The following is a 17,833-nucleotide window of genomic DNA, read 5'->3' as shown; positions in this document are numbered from 1 at the left end:
CCAATGAGCCTTCGTATCGCCTTTATCGACGCCCGTATCGGCAATTATCAAGCCCTGATCGCCGCCCTGCCGGACGGTGTCGACGCCATCGTGCTCGATCCGAACCGGGACGGCCTCGAACAAATCGCCCAGGCCCTGCAAAACCGGCCCGCGCTGGACGCGATCGACATCGTGTCGCACGGCTCGCCGGGATCGCTGACCCTGGGCGCCGGCGTCCTGAACGGCGGCAACCTGGCGGATCATGCCGCGCAACTGGCCGAAATCGGCAGCCATTTGACCGTCGGCGGCGACCTGCTGCTCTACGGCTGCGACGTGGCCCTGGGCGATGCCGGGCAGGCGTTCATCGAACGGCTCGCGCAATTGACCGGGGCGGACGTCGCCGCATCGACCGACCTGACCGGCGCGGCCGGGCTGGGCGGCGATTGGCGGCTGGAAGCGGCGACCGGCCCGCTGGAAACCGCCAGCCTGGCGCTGCCTTATGACGGCCTGTTGCTGAACGTTTCCGGCACGGACGGAAACGACACGCTCACCGGCACCGACGGCGACGACGTATTGACCGGCGGCCTGGGCGACGACCTTCTGCAAGGCGGTTTGGGCAATGACATCGCGGTATTCACCGGCAACCTGGCCGACTACCGAATCGCCGCCTTCGGCGACGGCAGCCTGCAAGTACGCGACCAGAATCCCGCCGACGGCGACGAAGGCACGGATACGCTGTTCGGCATTCAAACCTTGCGGTTTGCCGATCGCGATATCGGCGTGGCCGGCGTGGGCAACGAATTTCAGGTCAATACCACCACGGCCAGCGATCAATGGTATCCCGCCGTCGCCGCGCTGCACGACGGCGGCTACCTGGTGACCTGGGAGTCTTCTGGCCAGGACGGCAGTGGCACGGGCATCTACGGCCAACGCTACGCGGCCAATGGTAGCACCGTGGGCGGCGAGTTTCGGGTCAACACCACCACGGCCAGCGATCAACAATATCCCGCCGTCGCCGCGCTGAACGACGGCGGCTACCTGGTGACCTGGCAGTCTTGGAACCAGGACGGCAGCGACATCTACGGCCAACGTTACGCGGCCAATGGTAGCACCGTGGGCGGCGAGTTTCAGGCCAATACCACCACGACCAACAATCAAGACACTCCCGCCGTCGCCGCGTTGGACGATGGCGGCTATCTGGTGATCTGGCAGTCTATCCAGAACGGCAGTGACTACGACATCTACGGCCAACGCTACGACGCCGGCGGCAGCGCCCAGGACGTCGAGTTTCGGGTCAACACCACCACGGCCAGCGATCAAACCTATCCCGCCGTCGCCGCGCTGAACGACGGCGGCTTCCTGGTGACCTGGACGTCTTATGGCCAGGACGGCAGTGGCTGGGGCATCTACGGCCAGCGTTACGACGCCGACGGCAACGCCCTGGGCGGCGAGTTTCAGGTCAACACCACCACGGCCGACTCTCAATACGATCCCGCCGTCGCCGCGCTGAACGACGGCGGCTACCTGGTGACCTGGATATCTTATGGCCAGGACGGCAGCGACCGGGGCATCTACGGCCAGCGCTACGATGTAGACGGACAGCCGGTCGGCAGTCTGAAACTGATCGGCAGCCCTAAAAACGACAGCCTGAGCATCGCGGCCGACACAGCCCTTCCCGTCATGTTGCTCGGCGAGGCGGGCAACGACATTCTGTCTGGCGGCGGCGGAAACGACCGGCTGCTGGGCGGGCCCGGCGAGGATATCGCCCAATACGCCGGCAACCGGGCCGATTACCAATTCAGCCTGGACCCCCAAGGCCATGTTACCGTGCGCGACACCCATATGGCCGATGGCGATGAAGGCACCGACACCTTGCTCGACGATCTCACGCTGCGTTTTGCCGATGGCGACTACGTTGCCACGCCCCAGATCAGAGGCGGCGAGTTTCAGGTCAATACCACTACGGCCAGCGATCAATGGTATCCCGCGGTCGCCGCGCTGAACGACGGCGGCTTCCTGGTGACCTGGCAGTCTTTTGGTACCAGGATGGCAGTGGCTACGGCATCTACGGCCAGCGCTACGACGCCGACGGCAACGCTCTGGGCGGCGAGTTTCAGGTCAACACCACCACGGCCAACGATCAAGAGTATCCCGCCGTCGCCGCGCTGAACGACGGCGGCTACCTGGTGACCTGGATGTCTTATGCCCAGGACGGCAGCGGCTACGGCATCTACGGCCAGCGCTACGGCGCCAACGGCGATCTCCAGGACGAGGAGTTTCGGGTCAATACCACCACGGCCGACAATCAAGTCTATCCCGCCGTCGCCGCGCTGAACGACGGCGGCTACCTGGTGACCTGGATGTCTTATGCCCAGGACGGCAGCGGCCGGGGCATCTACGGCCAGCGTTACGGCGTCGATGGCACCCCCCAAGGCAGTGAGTTTCGGGTCAATACCACCATAAACGACTATCAAAACTCTCCCGCCGTCGCCGCGCTGAACGACGGCGGCTTCCTGGTGACCTGGATGTCTTCTGGCCAAGACGGCAGCGGCTGGGGCATCTACGGCCAGCGCTACAACGCCGACGGCGATCCCCAGGAAGGCGAGTTTCAGGTCAACACCACCACGGCCAGCGATCAACAATATCCCGCCGTCGCCGCGCTGAACGACGGCGGCTTCCTGGTGACCTGGCAATCTCAGAACCAGGACGGCAGCGGCTACGGCATCTACGGCCAGCGCTACGGCGCCGACGGCAATCCCCAGGAAGGCGAGTTTCAGGTCAACACCACCACGGCCAGCGGTCAATGGTATCCCGCCGTCACCGCGCTGAACGACGGCGGCTACCTGGTGACCTGGATGTCTGATGGCCAGGACGGCAGCGGCTACGGCATCTACGGCCAGCGCTACGACGCCGACGGCGATCCCCTGGACGAGGAGTTTCAGGTCAACACCACCACGGCCAACCAGCAAAGCAATCCCGCCGTCGCCGCGCTGGACGACGGCGGCTACCTGGTGACCTGGATGTCTGATGGCCAGGACGGCAGCGGCTACGGCATCTACGGCCAGCGCTACGGCGCCGACGGCCAGCCGGTCGAGTCGGTGGTGCAAGTGACGCTCAACCATGCGCCCGCCACCACCCCGGTCGCGCTCGACGCCGCCGACGAAGACAGCCCCGGCGTCACGATCACCGCCGCGCAACTGCTCGCCGGCGCCAGCGACGAGGACGACGGCGATACCCTGCAAATCACCGCGCTGAGCCTGAACGATCCCGCGCACGGCCAGTTGACGGCGGAACCGGACGGCACCTGGACCTTCGTGCCCGCCGCCAACCTGAACGGCCCGGTCGATTTCAGCTACACGGTCAGCGACGGCCACGCCGCCTTCGCCAGCGGCAGCGCCAGCCTGACGCTGACGCCGGTCAACGACGCGCCGAGCGGCACCGACAAGACGGTAACGGTGCCGGAAGACGGCAGCCACGCGTTTACGGCGGCGGACTTCGGCTTGACCGACCCGAACGACACGCCGGCCAACAGCCTGCTGGCGGTCAAGATCACCACGCTGCCGGCGGCCGGCAGCCTCACGCTCGACGGCGTGGCCGTGACGGCGGGCCAGGCGATCGTGGCGGGCGACCTCGGCAAGCTGGCGTACGCGCCGGCGGCCAACGCCAACGGAGCGGGCTACGCCAGCTTCACTTTCCAGGTGCAAGACGACGGCGGCACCGCCAACGGCGGGGTAGACCTGGACGGCACGCCCAACACCCTCACGGTAAACGTGACGCCGGTGGACGACGCACCGAGCCTTGCCGATGCGAGTCGTTCGATCGATGAGAACAGCGCCAACGGCACGCTCGTGTACGACGTAAACGACAGCGTGACCGGCACCGACTCGGACATCGACAGCCAAGCCATTACCTACGGCATCACCGGCGGCAATAGCGCGGGCGGCTTCGCCATCGATCCGTCGACCGGCAAAATCACGGTGGCCGACGGCACGAAGCTGGATTTCGAAACCCAGCCAAGCTTCACGCTGACGGTGACGGCCAGCGACGGCGCGCTGAGCGATACGGCGACCATTACCGTCAATCTCGACAATCTGGACGAAGTGGCGCCGGTGTTTACCTCGGGCACGACGGCGACGGCGATCGATGAGAACAGCGGCGCCGGGCAGGTGGTGTATAACGTGGTAGCGAACGATCCGGCGACGGACGGCGGCCCGTCCAACCCGCTGGTCTATAGCCTGAGCGGTGCCGACGCGGCGGCGTTGACGATCGACAGCGGTACCGGCGTGGTGACGCTGACCGGCAACCCAAACTTTGAAGCGAAACCCAGCTACAGCTTTACGGTGGTAGCCACCGACGCGGCCGGCAATGCCGCAACCCAAGCGGTGACGTTGGCCGTCAACAACGTGGACGAAGTGGCGCCGGTGTTTACCTCGGGCGCCACGGCAGCCGCGATCGCTGAAAACAGCGGTGCCGGCCAGATGGTATACACGGCCACCACGACCGACAATCCGGATGGCAGCCATCCAAGCGACGGCCCGTCGACGCGCACCTACAGCCTGAGCGGCGCCGACGCGGCGGCGTTGACGATCAACGGCAATACCGGCGCGGTCACGCTGACCGGCAACCCGAACTTTGAAGCGAAACCCAGCTACAGCTTCACGGTGGTGGCCACCGATGCGGCCGGCAACGCCGCAACCCAAGCGGTGACGCTGGCGATCAACAACGTGGATGAAGTGGCGCCGGTGTTTACCTCGGGCGCCACGGCGACGGCGATCGCCGAAAATAGCGGCGCCGGGCAGGTGGTGTACACGGCCACCACGACCGACAATCCGGATGGCAGCCATCCAAGCGACGGCCCGTCGGCACGCACCTACAGCCTGAGCGGCGCCGACGCGGCGGCGTTTACGATCGATTCCGAAACTGGCGAAGTGACGCTGACCGGCAATCCGAACTTTGAAGCGAAACCCAGCTACAGCTTCACGGTGGTGGCCACCGATGCGGCCGGCAACGCCGCAACCCAAGCGGTGACGCTGGCGATCAACAACGTGGACGAAGTGGCGCCGGTGTTTACCTCGGGCGCCACGGCGACGGCGATCGCCGAAAATAGCGGCGCCGGGCAGGTGGTGTACACGGCCACCACGACCGACAATCCGGATGGCAGCCATCCAAGCGACGGCCCGTCGGCACGCACCTACAGCCTGAGCGGCGCCGACGCGGCGGCGTTGACGATCAACGGCAATACCGGCGCGGTGACGCTGACCGGCAATCCGAACTTTGAAGCGAAACCCAACTACAGCTTCACGGTGGTGGCCACCGATGCGGCCGGCAACGCCGCAACCCAAGCGGTGACGCTGGCCGTCAATAACGTGGACGAAGTGGCGCCGGTGTTTACCTCGGGCGCCACGGCAGCCGCGATTGCCGAAAACAGTGGCGCCGGGCAGGTGGTGTACACGGCCACCACGACCGACAACCCGGATGCAGGCCATCCGAACGACGGCCCGTCGGCACGCACCTACAGCCTGAGCGGTGCCGACGCGGCAGCGTTGACGATCAACGGCAATACCGGCGCGGTGACGCTGACCGGCAATCCGAACTTTGAAGCGAAACCCAACTACAGCTTCACGGTGGTGGCCACCGACGCGGCCGGCAACGCCGCAACCCAAGCGGTGACGCTGGCGGTCAATAACGTGGATGAAGTGGCGCCGGTGTTTACCTCGGGCGCCACGGCAGCCGCGATTGCCGAAAACAGCGGCGCCGGCCAGATGGTGTACACGGCCACGACAACCGACAATCCAGATGGCAGCCACCCGAACGATGGCCCGTCGGCACGCACCTACAGCCTGGGCGGCGCCGACGCGGCGGCGTTTACGATCGATTCCGAAACTGGCGAAGTGACGCTGATCGGCAATCCCGATTTCGAAACGAAAGCCGGCTACAGCTTCGAGGTGACCGCGACCGACGCGGCCGGCAACGCCGCGACGCAAGCGGTGACGCTGGCCGTCAACAATCTGGACGAAGTGGCGCCGGTCTTTACCTCGGATACCACGGCGGCGGCGATCACTGAAAACAGCGGCGCCGGGCAGGTGGTGTACACGGCACAGGCAACGGACGCAGGCCAGCCGTCGGCGCCGTTGGTGTATAGCCTGGACGGCGCCGATGCGGCGGCGTTCAGCATCGATGAAAACAGCGGCGAAGTGACGTTGATCGACGATCCTGACTTTGAAACGAAATCCAGTTACAGCTTTACGGTGGCGGCCATCGACACGGCCGGCAACGCCGCGACGCAAACGGTGACGCTGGCGATCAGCAATGTAGACGAAGTGGCGCCGGTGTTTACCTCGGGCGCCACGGCAGCCGCGATCGCTGAGAACAGCGGCGCCGGTCAAGTCGTTTATACTGCGGCGGCGAACGATCCGGCGACGGACGGCGGCCCGTCCAACCCGCTGGTCTACAGTCTGGGCGGTGCCGACGCGGCGGCGTTGACGATCGACGCCGAGACCGGCGAAGTAACGCTGACCGCCGACCCGAATTTCGAGATAAAAGCCGGCTACAGCTTCGAGGTGACCGCGACCGATGCGGCCGGCAATGCCGCGACGCAAACGGTGACGCTGGCTGTCAATAACGTGGACGAAGTGGCGCCGGTGTTTACCTCGGGGGCCACGGCAACGGCGATCGCTGAAAATAGCGGCGCCGCTCAAGTCGTCTATCGCGCGCAAGCCACCGATGACCCGGATACCGAGCACCCCGGCGATGGTCCATCGATTCCGTTGGCGTATAGCCTGGGCGGCGCCGATGCGGCGGCGTTCAGCATCGATGAAAACAGCGGCGAAGTGACGTTGATCGACGATCCTGACTTTGAAACGAAATCCAGTTACAGCTTTACGGTGGTGGCCATCGACACGGCCGGCAACGCCGCGACGCAAACAGTGACGCTGGCGATCAACAATCTGGACGAAGTGGCGCCGGTGTTTACCTCGGGCACCACGGCAACGGCGATCGCTGAGAACAGCGGCGCCGGTCAAGTCGTTTATACTGCGGCGGCGAACGATCCGGCGACGGACGGCGGCCCGTCCAACCCGCTGGTCTACAGTCTGGGCGGTGCCGACGCGGCGGCGTTGACGATCGACGCCGAGACCGGCGAAGTAACGCTGACCGCCGACCCGAATTTCGAGATAAAAGCCGGCTACAGCTTCGAGGTGACCGCGACCGATGCGGCCGGCAATGCCGCGACGCAAACGGTGACGCTGGCTGTCAATAACGTGGACGAAGTGGCGCCGGTGTTTACCTCGGGGGCCACGGCAACGGCGATCGCTGAAAATAGCGGCGCCGCTCAAGTCGTCTATCGCGCGCAAGCCACCGATGACCCGGATACCGAGCACCCCAGCGATGGTCCATCGATTCCGTTGGTGTATAGCCTGGGCGGCGCCGATGCGGCGGCGTTCAGCATCGATGAAAACAGCGGCGAAGTGACGTTGATCGACGATCCAAACTTTGAGGCGCAGGCCGGCTACAGTTTTGAGGTGATCGCGACCGATACGGCCGGCAACACGGCTATCCGAACGGTGGCGCTGGCGATCGATGACCTCAACGAAGCGCCGGTATTTACCTCCGGCACAACCGCGAGCGTCGCCGAAAACAGTCCGCCGAGCACGGTGGTCTACACGGCGATCGCTAGCGATCCCGACGCGGGACAAACGTTGACCTACAGTTTGGACGGCAGCGATGCCGGCTTGCTTGAGATCGACGCCGAGAGCGGCGCGGTCACTTTAAAGACCATCCCTGATTTTGAGACGCGAAATAGTTACCGTTTCACGGTCATCGCAACCGATAACGCCAGTATCGCACTGAATGCTTCTCAAGCGGTGATCCTGACCGTGACGAACGTGCCGGAATCCGACGACGACAACGACGGCGTTCCGACAGAGATAGAAATGAACGTTCCCGTGTTGGCCGACGGCAATGGCGCGATGGTCGCCGGCGACGGCAACGGTGATGGCGTGGCCGATAGCCGACAAACCAACGTGCTCTCGCAGGCAGTCTTGAATACGCCGACGGCCGTCAGCCATTCCGACGGGGCATTGCCTGTGTATGTGACCCTGGTCGCCGATTCGAATGCCGGTAAAGCGAACGTGACAGGGCCGTCGGCTTCGCGCATCACCGAGTTTGAGCAACTCGATGCGCCCGCCGATTTTCCGGACGCGGGCGCTATTCCCCTGGGCTTGTTCGGTTTCTCCGCGACGACGCAAGAAGAAGGTGGCACCGAGACCTTCAGTCTCTATCTCGACGACGATATTCATGTCAACGGCTATTGGAAAAAAGACGCTCAGGGCACCTGGGTCAATTTGGCCAGTGCCGCTTATGGCGGCGCGATGACCACGGAAGGCGATAAAACGCGGCTCGACTTTCAAATCACCGACGGCGGCGAATTCGATAGCGACGGTCTTGCCAACGGCGTGATTCGCGATCCGGGCGCGCCGGCGTTTTTGCCCCCGCTCGGTCAGCTGATCAATGACAATAACAAAGGGAATCATGTGTATGGCGAGAACGGCCGCAACGACGTGCTGTTAGGTAATAACGGCAATGACCATTTATTCGGAGGTTCCGGCGATAACTGGCTGGTCGGCGGCAAGGGAAAGGATACCTACCATTTTTCCGCTACCGATCGGGTGGCCGGCGGCATGGATCGGATCGTCGACGACAACGGCAGCCTCATCGCCTTCGACAGCGCCCTGTTGAGCCAGTTGAAATTGAACGGCACGGCCTTGAGTCAGTTAACGGGCGGAAAAAATGGCTTGGGCAGCGTGATCGACGCCAATAACGGCTTGGCGTTTAAAGACGGTATTTTGCAAGTCGATGCGAATGGCGATGGGGTCTTCAATGCCGATGACGACTTTCAGGTGCGTTTTTATAACCGTACGGCCGATACGCTGCGGTTCGATACCAACAAAGACCTGTTGATCTTGAACGGCAAAGGGCCGAAAGCGGCGCTGCCGATGACGGGCAGCCCGCAGTCCGATACTCTGATTGGCGATAATAAAGCCAATGATCTGAATGGCGGCGCCGCCGACGATATCCTCTATGGCGCCGGCGGCCGCGATAAACTGACCGGCGGCAAGGGCGCCGATATGCTGGTCGGCGGGGCCGGGCGCGATCTGTATTATTGGGCGGCCGCCGACCTGGAAGCGAACGGGCACGATCGGCTCATCGACGGTAAAGGCAGCCGGCTCGGCTTCGATGCGGCGATATTGAGCCAGTTGAAGCTGGGCGGGCAGGCGCTCTCCGATATCACGGCGCGCAAAGTGGCCATCGGCGCGACGTTGAATGACGATAATGGCGTAGCCTATCGAAACGGTGTATTGCAGATGGATCTGAACGGCAATGGCAGTTTTGACGACGGCGATTTTCAGATCGAAATTGTCGGCACCACGCCTTTGAAAGGGCTGGTTTTCGACGGCGCGCTGGATGTGATCAAGTTGGTATAGCGTTGTGGGAGCGACGCCTTCGTCACGATGCTCGATGGCCGTTGATATTGAAACCCTGATGGCGGAACCGCTAGCGCGTTCCGCCTTACCCATCCTCTGTTGTAGGGTGTTTTCGCGATCGCAAAACGCCAACCGGCTGCAAAGCGATGGCGGATTGCCTGACGGCGAATCCGCAAGGGCTATTGCGACAATCCGCAGCCGCTACCCCATTGACCCCCTGCCATGTCGGGCACAAAAAAGCGTGCCCGACCTACTCAGCTACCTACTGTAGGGCGGTTTCGCGAAGCAAACCACCTCATCCAAACAAAATCCGGCTCGATCAAGACATATTCCTGCAATGACGGCAGGTTGATGTAGCGTAAAAGTTTCACCGCCGTATCGGTTTTTCGGGTTGACTTCGACAGCACTTCGACGATCAGCGCCGGGTTTTCCGAAAACATGTCGGAACCGCTCATTTTGCTGCAATCGACGACGACATCCGGATAAACGTAGTCCCTACCGAGCCGGACTTTCATGTCGGCCATAAAAGGTGTACACGGTTTTCCTTCCAGGTGATTGCCGAATTTGCGCGTCAAATTGCCGGCCATGCAGTTATGGTTTATGAGTGAAAAGGGATGAGATATTTTCTCGTCGAGATTTCGGAATACAATAGGCCTGCCGGCATTAAAATCCGGCATTTCTCCCGTCTTCACTCACCGCTAAGGAGTTTTCCGTGACCGTCATCCATGAACCGCGACCGCCCTTTCCTCCGTTTACCCGCGAAACCGCCGCGCAAAAAGTCCGCATGGCGGAAGACGCCTGGAATAATCGAAATCCCGAACGTGTCGCCTTGGCCTATACCGTCGACAGCCGCTGGCGCAATCGGGCCGAGTTTCCGGTCGGCCGCGAACAGATCGTCGAATTTCTGATCCGCAAATGGCGGACCGAGCTTGAATACCGTTTGATCAAGGAATTATGGGCCTTCGAAGGCGACCGGATCGCGGTCCGCTTTGCTTACGAATGGCACAACCATGAGGACGAATGGTTCCGCTCATACGGCAACGAGAACTGGGAATTCGATGAGAACGGCCTGATGCGCCGCCGTTATGCCAGCATCAACGACTTGCCGATCGCGGAATCCGAACGCAAGTTCCATTGGCCGCAAGGGCGCCGGCCGGACGACCATCCGGGGCTCAGCGACCTCGGGCTTTAGAGGCGGATGTTTGCAAAGCGAGCTTTGCAACACCTCCCATCCTGACTTAACGACATCGGTCCGCCTCCTTCCTGCCGCGAATGAAACCGGCCTCGCGAACGGGCGTCGGGATTTATTTCCGGCGCCCGCCCTCTAATAAAAAACCACTAAAAACAACCCGGCCGGAATCGCCGCCCGAACCGGCGCATTACCGGAAAAAAACGGACGGCAGTCCGTTAAATGCGATTGAAACACTCAGTTAAGGAGGTGCGAAAATGAACATCCTGACGCGAAACGAATTGAAAAATATGCAGGATAATCGGGAAGATTTTCTGCTGCTGAACGTGCTCTCGGAAGATGCTTTCCGAAAAGCCCATATTCCGGGCTCGCAAAATGCGCCGGTCTCCGGAAGCGAGTTTCTACAAAAAGTGGCCACGCTGGCAGGACCGCAAGGCAAGGACCGTCCGATCGTCACCTATTGCGCCGGCTTTCATTGCAATGCCTCGAAAGAGGCAGCCAATCGGCTGGCCGCGGCCGGTTATTCGCAAGTCTCCGCATTCGAAGGCGGCCTGGAAGACTGGGCGAATGCCGGCTATTCCATTGAGCCCTAAAGTTACAGCTAACCGGAGAAATATCATGCCGAATATCAATATCCCCAAACCCAAAATAGATCATGTATTGGTTGGTGAAGCGCTGGTTGGAGAAGGGAACGAAGTGGCGCATATCGACCTGATCATGGGACCGCGCGGCAGCGCCGCGGAATTCGCTTTCTGCAATGCATTGACCAACCAGAAACGCGGCGATAATGCGCTGTTGGCGCTGATAGCGCCCAACTTGATGACCAAACCGGCGACGGTCATGTTCAACAAGGTGGAAATCACCAACGGGCGGCAGGCGGAGCAGATGTTCGGCCCGGCGCAAAGAGGGGTCGCCACGGCGGTTGCCGACTGCGTCAAGGAAGGCATCATTCCGTTGGAGGAGGCTACGCATATATTTATCTGCGTAGGTGTCTTCATTCACTGGGACGCTACCGATAACAGCAAAATCCAGGACTGGAATTACGAAGCCGTCAAACTGGCGATAAAGCGCGCTGTCAAAGGCCAGCCGTCGCTGGAAGAAGTCATCGCCGAAGAACACTCACAGCACCATCCGCTGGCCGCGCACGATTGATGCGCCCGGCCTGACAGAAAAAGCCGATCCGTGGGATAATTCGCAGTTTTTCCGAAGCCCTTTTCCCGAATGACCCACGCGATCATCAAGGCCCGGCGCGGTCGGGCCGTCTGGCTCAAACTGCATCTGCTGCTGGCGCTCGGCGCCGGTTTTTTGTTTGCCCTGCTGGGCCTGACCGGCAGCCTCAGCATTTACCGGGAAGATATCGACGAACTGCTGAATCCACGCCTGGTGATCGACCATCCCGAAGGCGCTCACCAATCGCTGGACAAGATCATCGCGGCGGTGCGGTCGGCACATCCGGACCGGCACGGCGCCTGGACGCTCGAAATGCCGAGATCGCCGCACGGAATGATTACCGCCTGGTTCGAAAAACCGCGCGAAACGTATTTCGAGTGGTACGCTCCCTTGATGGTTTCGGTCAATCCTTACACCGCCGAGGTCGCTGCGAGCCGCTTCTGGGGCTCGACCTTTACGACTTGGTTCCTGGATTTGCACAGCCATCTGCTGCTCGGCCTGACCGGACGGAAAACGGTAGGGGCTTTGGGACTGCTGTTGATGCTGTCGGCGGGCAGCGGGCTGTATTTGTGGTGGCCCGGCATCAAAGGGCTACGCAAAGCGCTGACGATACGGCGGCAATCCGGCCTGCTGCGTTTTGCGACCGATTTGCACCGGATCACCGGTTTTCTGAGCGCCGCAGCGATCCTCACGCTGGCCGGCACCGGCGTCTTGCTCTCTTACCCGGCACTGGTGGAAACGCTGACCGGCGAGGCCGGGATGGGCCACGGCGAGGCGAACGGCGCGATCGTCAGCACCGCCGTACCGAACGATCATCCAGTCGGTCTGGAAGGCGCCGAGTTCATCGCCCGCGCCCCGTTTCCGAACGCCGAATTACGGCGGATCAGCACGCCGGTCGGCGACAGCGGGGTGTTTGAAATCCATTTTCGCCAGGACGGCGAAATCAATCAGCGCCATCCTTTCACCACGGTCTGGGTAGACCGCTGGAGCGGCCACATTCTGGAAGTGCGCGACCCGGCCCGCTTTACGGCCGGACAAACCGCGGCGGCCTGGCTATGGCCGCTGCATTCGGGCGAGGCCTTGGGCGCCTCGGGACGCTTGCTCTGGTTTTTGGCAGGACAGGCGCTGTTTTTTCTGTATCTGAGCGGCCTGTTCCGATGGCTGTGCCGGCGCGGCGTGCTTCGGGATCGCGCGGTCGATTTTACGCCTGTGAAAAAAGCCGGTTACCGAATCCTCGCCCTGGCTTGGCGCCTGGGCCTTGCGCTCGGGCGGCGGGCCGCTGAATCCGGGCGAAAAGCCCTGCCGCAAGCCGTTGCGTGGTGGCAAAAGCTGAGCCGGTAACCGTCGGCGGCCGGGACATCGGCGTTCAAGTCCCCCTTGCATGAAAGCGCAACGCAGATGCGTTACACTTCCGGCACGCCTTCGACGTCCTCCTGTACCCCTTCGACGGCTGCTTGCGCCGCTTCCGCGAAAATCTCCGAAACCGGGGTAATTTCTTCGCTGGAAAGCGACAGCGCGCTGCACATCTGCGCGGTCAACCGGAACCCCAACTCCCGGTACGCCTCGACCTGAACCTCATCAAAAAACTGGTCGTTCGTGGACTGATTCGGAAACTCCTCGTGCTGGGCGCGGTAACTGTAGATTTCCGCAGGCAAATCCTTGGCCAGCGTCGCCCTGACGATATACAGGGTACCCTTTTTGGCGGGCCCCAGAGCGCTGGCCGGGTAATGGATCGTGCCTCTGTCGAAGCCCATTCTCGAAAAGCCGAAGCGCTTCGCGTACACGCTTTCTCCGTCCGATCCCGGCATCAGGCTTTCCAGCTCGTCATGGAAAGTAATCGTGACGTCGAAATCGACCTGGATCCGCACCAGAAGACTGCCGATATCGTCCAGGGTGAAATTCGGGTCCGCGCCGGCCGAAGAAAAATAGAGGGTATCAACGCGCCTTCTGATCAATTCATACAGCCCGGTATTGTCGAAATGGCCGCCGTCGGTCAGCTCCAGATAGCCCACGTTTTCCCTGAGATCCTGTCCCAGTAACCCCTGAAAAAAGCCCGGATAGAAAAAGTTGGGGCGCCTGTTCATATCCGACAGGATTTTCCGCCAGCCGGTCACCGCCGGATTCTGTATCCAGAAGCCCAGCCGGATATTGAAAAACGTCAGCAGAAACGAAACCAGGCGGTTGCGGGTGGTGCCCTGCCCGGAGTTGGCGGCGTTCGGATTCAACGCGGCGCCCGAAATCGACACCGCCGTCGCGAGCGTCATTTCGCCGTCGGACAGCGCATCCATCGGATGAAAACCGACCGCGTCGCCGCCGCAATACAGATGGGACATGATGAAATTGTCCCCGGCGCGGCCCCGGTATTTGGCATTGGGAGAATCGACCAGAACGGCATTGGTATTGATGATGTGGTAAGGCCCCCATTGATCGGGTCCGGAAACTTGGGTAAAAAAAGCCACATCGGCTTCGGTCGCCAGTTCCCAGCGCGTGTTGTTCACCGCTTGCGGATTCGGCAGAAAGGCTTCCATCAGGCGGTCGCGGTCCATTCGCCCGATGCCGAACAGGTTCAGGTTGACGAACCATCCGGTCAGGACGACGCCGGCGATCACCAATCCGTAAAGCCACTGCATGTCCGAATGATCCCAATCCAGCGCGAATTTATAACCGACCGCCATGATGCCGAAGATCAGCAATGCCGAGGTCAGCAGAATACGAATCTCCGTCATCGCGCCTTTGCCGGCCTGGTTGCCCTTTTGCTGCTGGAAAAACTCGTAGATCGATCCGATCATGCCGAGCAGCGCCGGAAAGGAAGTGGTCATATATTCCATTCCGCGCAGTTTATCGCTGACGAATTGGTTGATTCCCGGCAGCAACGCCAATACCCAGAATGCAAGCGCCAGCAAAATGATCTTGCCCTGCACGCGCTGAAACCAGAAACGCCCGCGATACCCGCGCTGCTCCGTCCCTAACTTTCGCCAGGTCATCCAGGCATACAAAAAACTGGTGATCCCGAAGACCAGCACCATGGCCAGCGAGGCTTGGGTGAAAAAGGAGGCCGGCTGCCAGCCGTTTGTAAACGGCAGCATCCAGGGTTTCGGCACGAACAGTTGCAGATTGACGAAAAGATAAAAGAGGCTGACGATCACCGCGAGATAAACCGAAGACGCCAGCGCGATATTACGCAGCAGGACGCCCAGCAGCGACAAGGCCGACAGCCCGTTCGGCAGCAGGTAATTGCCGTTCTGCCTCAGGAAATTCAGCGGCGAATGGACTGCATCGGAAGCGAACGGAAAAGTCCAGGGCGAACCGTTCTTCTTGTTCTGATAATTGAACCAGGTCAGCGAGGAGCCGATATAGCCGCCGCCCGAAACGGTCGACAAATAGTCCACCCGACGCAAAATATGGTATTTGTTCAAACCCTGCAGGACGCCCAACGCGAACGAAGCGGAACGGATACCGCCGCCGCTGATCGCCAGTCCGGCAAGGTGTGCGGCTTCATCGGCTTCCCGAATATCGCCCCGGTTCAGCCGCTGGCTTTTGATGACTTCCAGTTCTTCCTGACGAACTTGCGCAAAACCGGTTGCGGATCGATCTTTTTCCATACCCTCCCCCTCTCTGCATAATAATGCCCTTGCCATCCATCTTCAGTATCCAGGCTTCTCGAAACCTTTCTCTCGTCAAAAAAAGCCGAGAAGCTCAGATGTCGGTTCGATGAATGAACGATTTTTATTGTTGTTTGACGAAGCCGGGAGCCGCCGTATCTTCAATCCGCTCTTCGGCAATCAACCGATAAATGTAAGCGCCCAAAAGCGCGCCCGCAATCGGAGCGACCCAGAACAGCCAAACCTGCCCGAGCGCCCAGTCGCCGGCATAAACCGCGACGCCCAGGCTTCTGGCGGGGTTGACTGAGGTGTTGGTGACCGGTATGCTGATCAGGTGTATCAGGGTCAGGCCCAAGCCTATCGGGATAGGGGCAAAACCTTGCGGCACGCGGCGATCGGTGGCGCCAAGAATGATCAGTATAAACATCATGGTCATCACGACTTCGGTCACTAACGCGGCCCCCAGGGAATAACCGCCTGGCGAATGTTCGCCGTAGCCGTTCGCCGCGAAACCGGCAGCGGCATCGAAACCCGCCTTGCCGCTGGCGATCAGATAGAGAATGCCGCCTCCGACCAATCCTCCGGCCACCTGAGCCAGAATATAAGGCAACAATTTATTCGCGGGAAAACGTCCGCCGGCCCACAAGCCGATAGATACGGCGGGATTCAGATGGCAACCGGAAATATGGCCGATCGCATACGCCATCGTCAAAAGCGTAAGCCCGAAAGCAAACGCAACCCCCAGTAACCCGATGCCCACATTCGGAAACGCGGCCGCCAGTACTGCGCTGCCGCATCCGCCCAAAACCAACCAGAAAGTTCCCAAAAACTCGGCGCCTATTTGCTTCATGTTCATTCTCCTGCAATTCATGATAAGTAAATCGGGTAATCCTACGGATGCGCATTCCTTACGGAATGCTTCCTCACCGTCCCGAACCCAAAGTCCGTAACGGTCAACCCATCCCAAACCTAAATTAAAAAACAAACGAATAACAGCCAGCTTGAGGGTATCAAGCCTTTACTTTCCCAACTGCTGACGGGAACGGTCAAACAATAAAATCAATTGCCTCGCCATTTTTAAAAATGACGAGGCAATATAGACAGGCTTGGTGAAACTGTCAATTTCTTTCCGGTTGATAACATCCGGATAAAGAGACGGGGATAAACGCTTGAATCCTTATGCGAGGATAAAAATCGACTCATCTCTGCATCCCCTTTCAGGAATACCTGTCGAAATTGCTTAAAACTATCGGCCCGTCGATTTGCCTGACCGCAAAAGCCACCCGCTTCGGCCGCCGCTGGGAAACATTCGGAGTCTGGAAGACGATTTTATTGATGTGGACGTTACGGCTTCGGAATTTTTTCGGCGCCGATCCGTTCGACCTGGCGGAACTTTACCACAAGGGACGCTGTTGAAAAGCGTAATTCGCTTATCCGCCGCACCGGGCATTTTCTCGATCATGGCCGGCTGGAAATGCCGGCTTGCGAATGATCATCAAGCCGGACATGGCGCGAAGAGACGGCTGCTACGGGTTTTCTCCGGCTGCCTGTCAAAACCTTACGCCGAAACGGGGCAGTGACAAATTCCCAGGCGCCGCCGGTTCGAAAAAGCAGACCTAATCCGAAACGGCCAGTTCCCCGGCGTTCACCAGATTGCCGGCCAGATCGGCCACCACTTGATCGGCGACACCCACCACGCGGATATTGCGCCGAATCGTGGCAGCATAATTTTCGTGCAGATGGCCATGAAACACATGTTTCACTCCCATCGCGGAGGCCAGCTCGCCGATTGCCGCAAACCCGAACCGATGCGAGGACGGGGCTTCGTGCGTGACCAGGATATCGGCCTGCAGGGCTTTCATCGCTTCGAACTCGTCATGCCAGATCGCGGACCGGTATTTTAGCGACAGTTCGGAATAGCGCTGCGCAGTTTTCTGGCTGTTCAGAAAATGGCGTTTGTTGATCCACTTCGGCTGGGCAGGCGGATACCAGACCCTGCCCAAAAAAATCCCGCCGAGTCCCGCGATCCGCAACCCGGCGATTTCCTTCACGCGAAGGTGCAGACTGTAGTCGGCAAGCGAGGAGTTGAACAGGCTGTGGTATTTGCAGGGCGACTGGAAGTCATGGTTACCCGCGATCCACCAAATTTCGGTCAAGCCGATGATCTCGGCCAGATAGTGCTCCAAAGGGCACTCCAAATCGTAATCGCCGAGCAGCACGACCGCTTCGGGACGGCATTTTCGGACCGCCTCGATCAGCGGCCGAAAATTTCCGTGCGGATCGCCGGCAAACAGGATTCGGTGATTGGGGTTCATGATCGCTCTTGAGCGCGGATTTCGTTGATTTTAAAGTCCTCATGTTATCATCAAACGGTTGAGCTTCTCCAGCACCAAAATCCGTCGTAGCCAGAG

11 protein-coding genes are annotated in these 17,833 nt (G+C 60.6%); 7 read left to right on the top strand and 4 right to left on the bottom strand.

Annotation, left to right across the window (positions count from 1 at the left end; genetic code table 11):
* Window positions 1–3 precede the first annotated feature (3 nt).
* Window positions 4–2,148 (top strand): DUF4347 domain-containing protein, encoded by a 2,145-nt coding sequence (locus tag METAL_RS21825; protein WP_005371035.1) that lies wholly within the window; start codon window positions 4–6, stop codon window positions 2,146–2,148.
* Window positions 2,149–2,174: 26 nt separating this feature from the next.
* Window positions 2,175–9,461 (top strand): cadherin domain-containing protein, encoded by a 7,287-nt coding sequence (locus tag METAL_RS19885; protein WP_005371028.1) that lies wholly within the window; start codon window positions 2,175–2,177, stop codon window positions 9,459–9,461.
* 254 nt (window positions 9,462–9,715) lie between these two features.
* Here METAL_RS19885 and METAL_RS07325 read toward each other — a convergent pair whose 3' ends face one another.
* Window positions 9,716–10,048, bottom strand: a complete 333-nt coding sequence (locus tag METAL_RS07325) for a Uma2 family endonuclease (RefSeq protein ID WP_005371027.1) — start codon at window positions 10,046–10,048, stop codon at window positions 9,716–9,718.
* Window positions 10,049–10,173: 125 nt separating this feature from the next.
* Between METAL_RS07325 and METAL_RS07320 the strand changes: the two genes are divergently transcribed.
* The 4 genes from METAL_RS07320 to METAL_RS07305 all read left to right on the top strand — a co-directional run bounded on the left by METAL_RS07320 (window position 10,174) and on the right by METAL_RS07305 (window position 13,161).
* Window positions 10,174–10,653, top strand: coding sequence for a nuclear transport factor 2 family protein (locus METAL_RS07320; protein WP_005371026.1), 480 nt, complete (start codon window positions 10,174–10,176; stop codon window positions 10,651–10,653).
* A 254-nt stretch (window positions 10,654–10,907) separates the two neighbouring features.
* Window positions 10,908–11,243, top strand: coding sequence for a rhodanese-like domain-containing protein (locus METAL_RS07315; protein WP_005371017.1), 336 nt, complete (start codon window positions 10,908–10,910; stop codon window positions 11,241–11,243).
* 25 nt (window positions 11,244–11,268) lie between these two features.
* Window positions 11,269–11,802, top strand: coding sequence for a formaldehyde-activating enzyme (fae, locus tag METAL_RS07310; protein WP_005371016.1), 534 nt, complete (start codon window positions 11,269–11,271; stop codon window positions 11,800–11,802).
* 69 nt (window positions 11,803–11,871) lie between these two features.
* Window positions 11,872–13,161: a PepSY-associated TM helix domain-containing protein gene (locus METAL_RS07305; RefSeq protein WP_005371015.1), complete on the top strand. Its 1,290-nt coding sequence runs from the start codon at window positions 11,872–11,874 to the stop codon at window positions 13,159–13,161.
* A gap of 62 nt (window positions 13,162–13,223) precedes the next feature.
* On the opposite strand, the gene METAL_RS07300 is transcribed toward METAL_RS07305, so the two are convergent.
* Both METAL_RS07300 and aqpZ read right to left on the bottom strand, forming a co-directional pair.
* Window positions 13,224–15,422 (bottom strand): patatin-like phospholipase family protein, encoded by a 2,199-nt coding sequence (locus METAL_RS07300; protein ID WP_005371014.1) that lies wholly within the window; start codon window positions 15,420–15,422, stop codon window positions 13,224–13,226.
* A 124-nt stretch (window positions 15,423–15,546) separates the two neighbouring features.
* On the bottom strand, window positions 15,547–16,272 hold the full coding sequence (gene aqpZ, locus METAL_RS07295; RefSeq protein WP_005371013.1) for an aquaporin Z: 726 nt from the start codon (window positions 16,270–16,272) through the stop codon (window positions 15,547–15,549).
* Between the two features lie 386 nt (window positions 16,273–16,658).
* On the opposite strand from aqpZ, the gene METAL_RS07290 reads away from it, so the two are divergent.
* Window positions 16,659–16,838 carry a hypothetical protein gene (locus METAL_RS07290; RefSeq protein WP_031431395.1) on the top strand — a complete coding sequence of 60 codons (180 nt, stop codon included), beginning with the start codon at window positions 16,659–16,661 and terminating at the stop codon, window positions 16,836–16,838.
* 200 nt (window positions 16,839–17,038) lie between these two features.
* On the opposite strand, the gene METAL_RS07285 is transcribed toward METAL_RS07290, so the two are convergent.
* Window positions 17,039–17,737: a metallophosphoesterase family protein gene (locus METAL_RS07285; protein WP_005371012.1), complete on the bottom strand. Its 699-nt coding sequence runs from the start codon at window positions 17,735–17,737 to the stop codon at window positions 17,039–17,041.
* Between the last annotated feature and the right edge of the window lie 96 nt (window positions 17,738–17,833).

The sequence above is a fragment of the Methylomicrobium album BG8 genome, assembly GCF_000214275.2.
GTDB lineage: Bacteria > Pseudomonadota > Gammaproteobacteria > Methylococcales > Methylomonadaceae > Methylomicrobium > Methylomicrobium agile.
The sequence above is the reverse complement of the archived record's forward strand: the minus strand, read 5'-3'. Positions and strand labels throughout refer to the sequence as shown.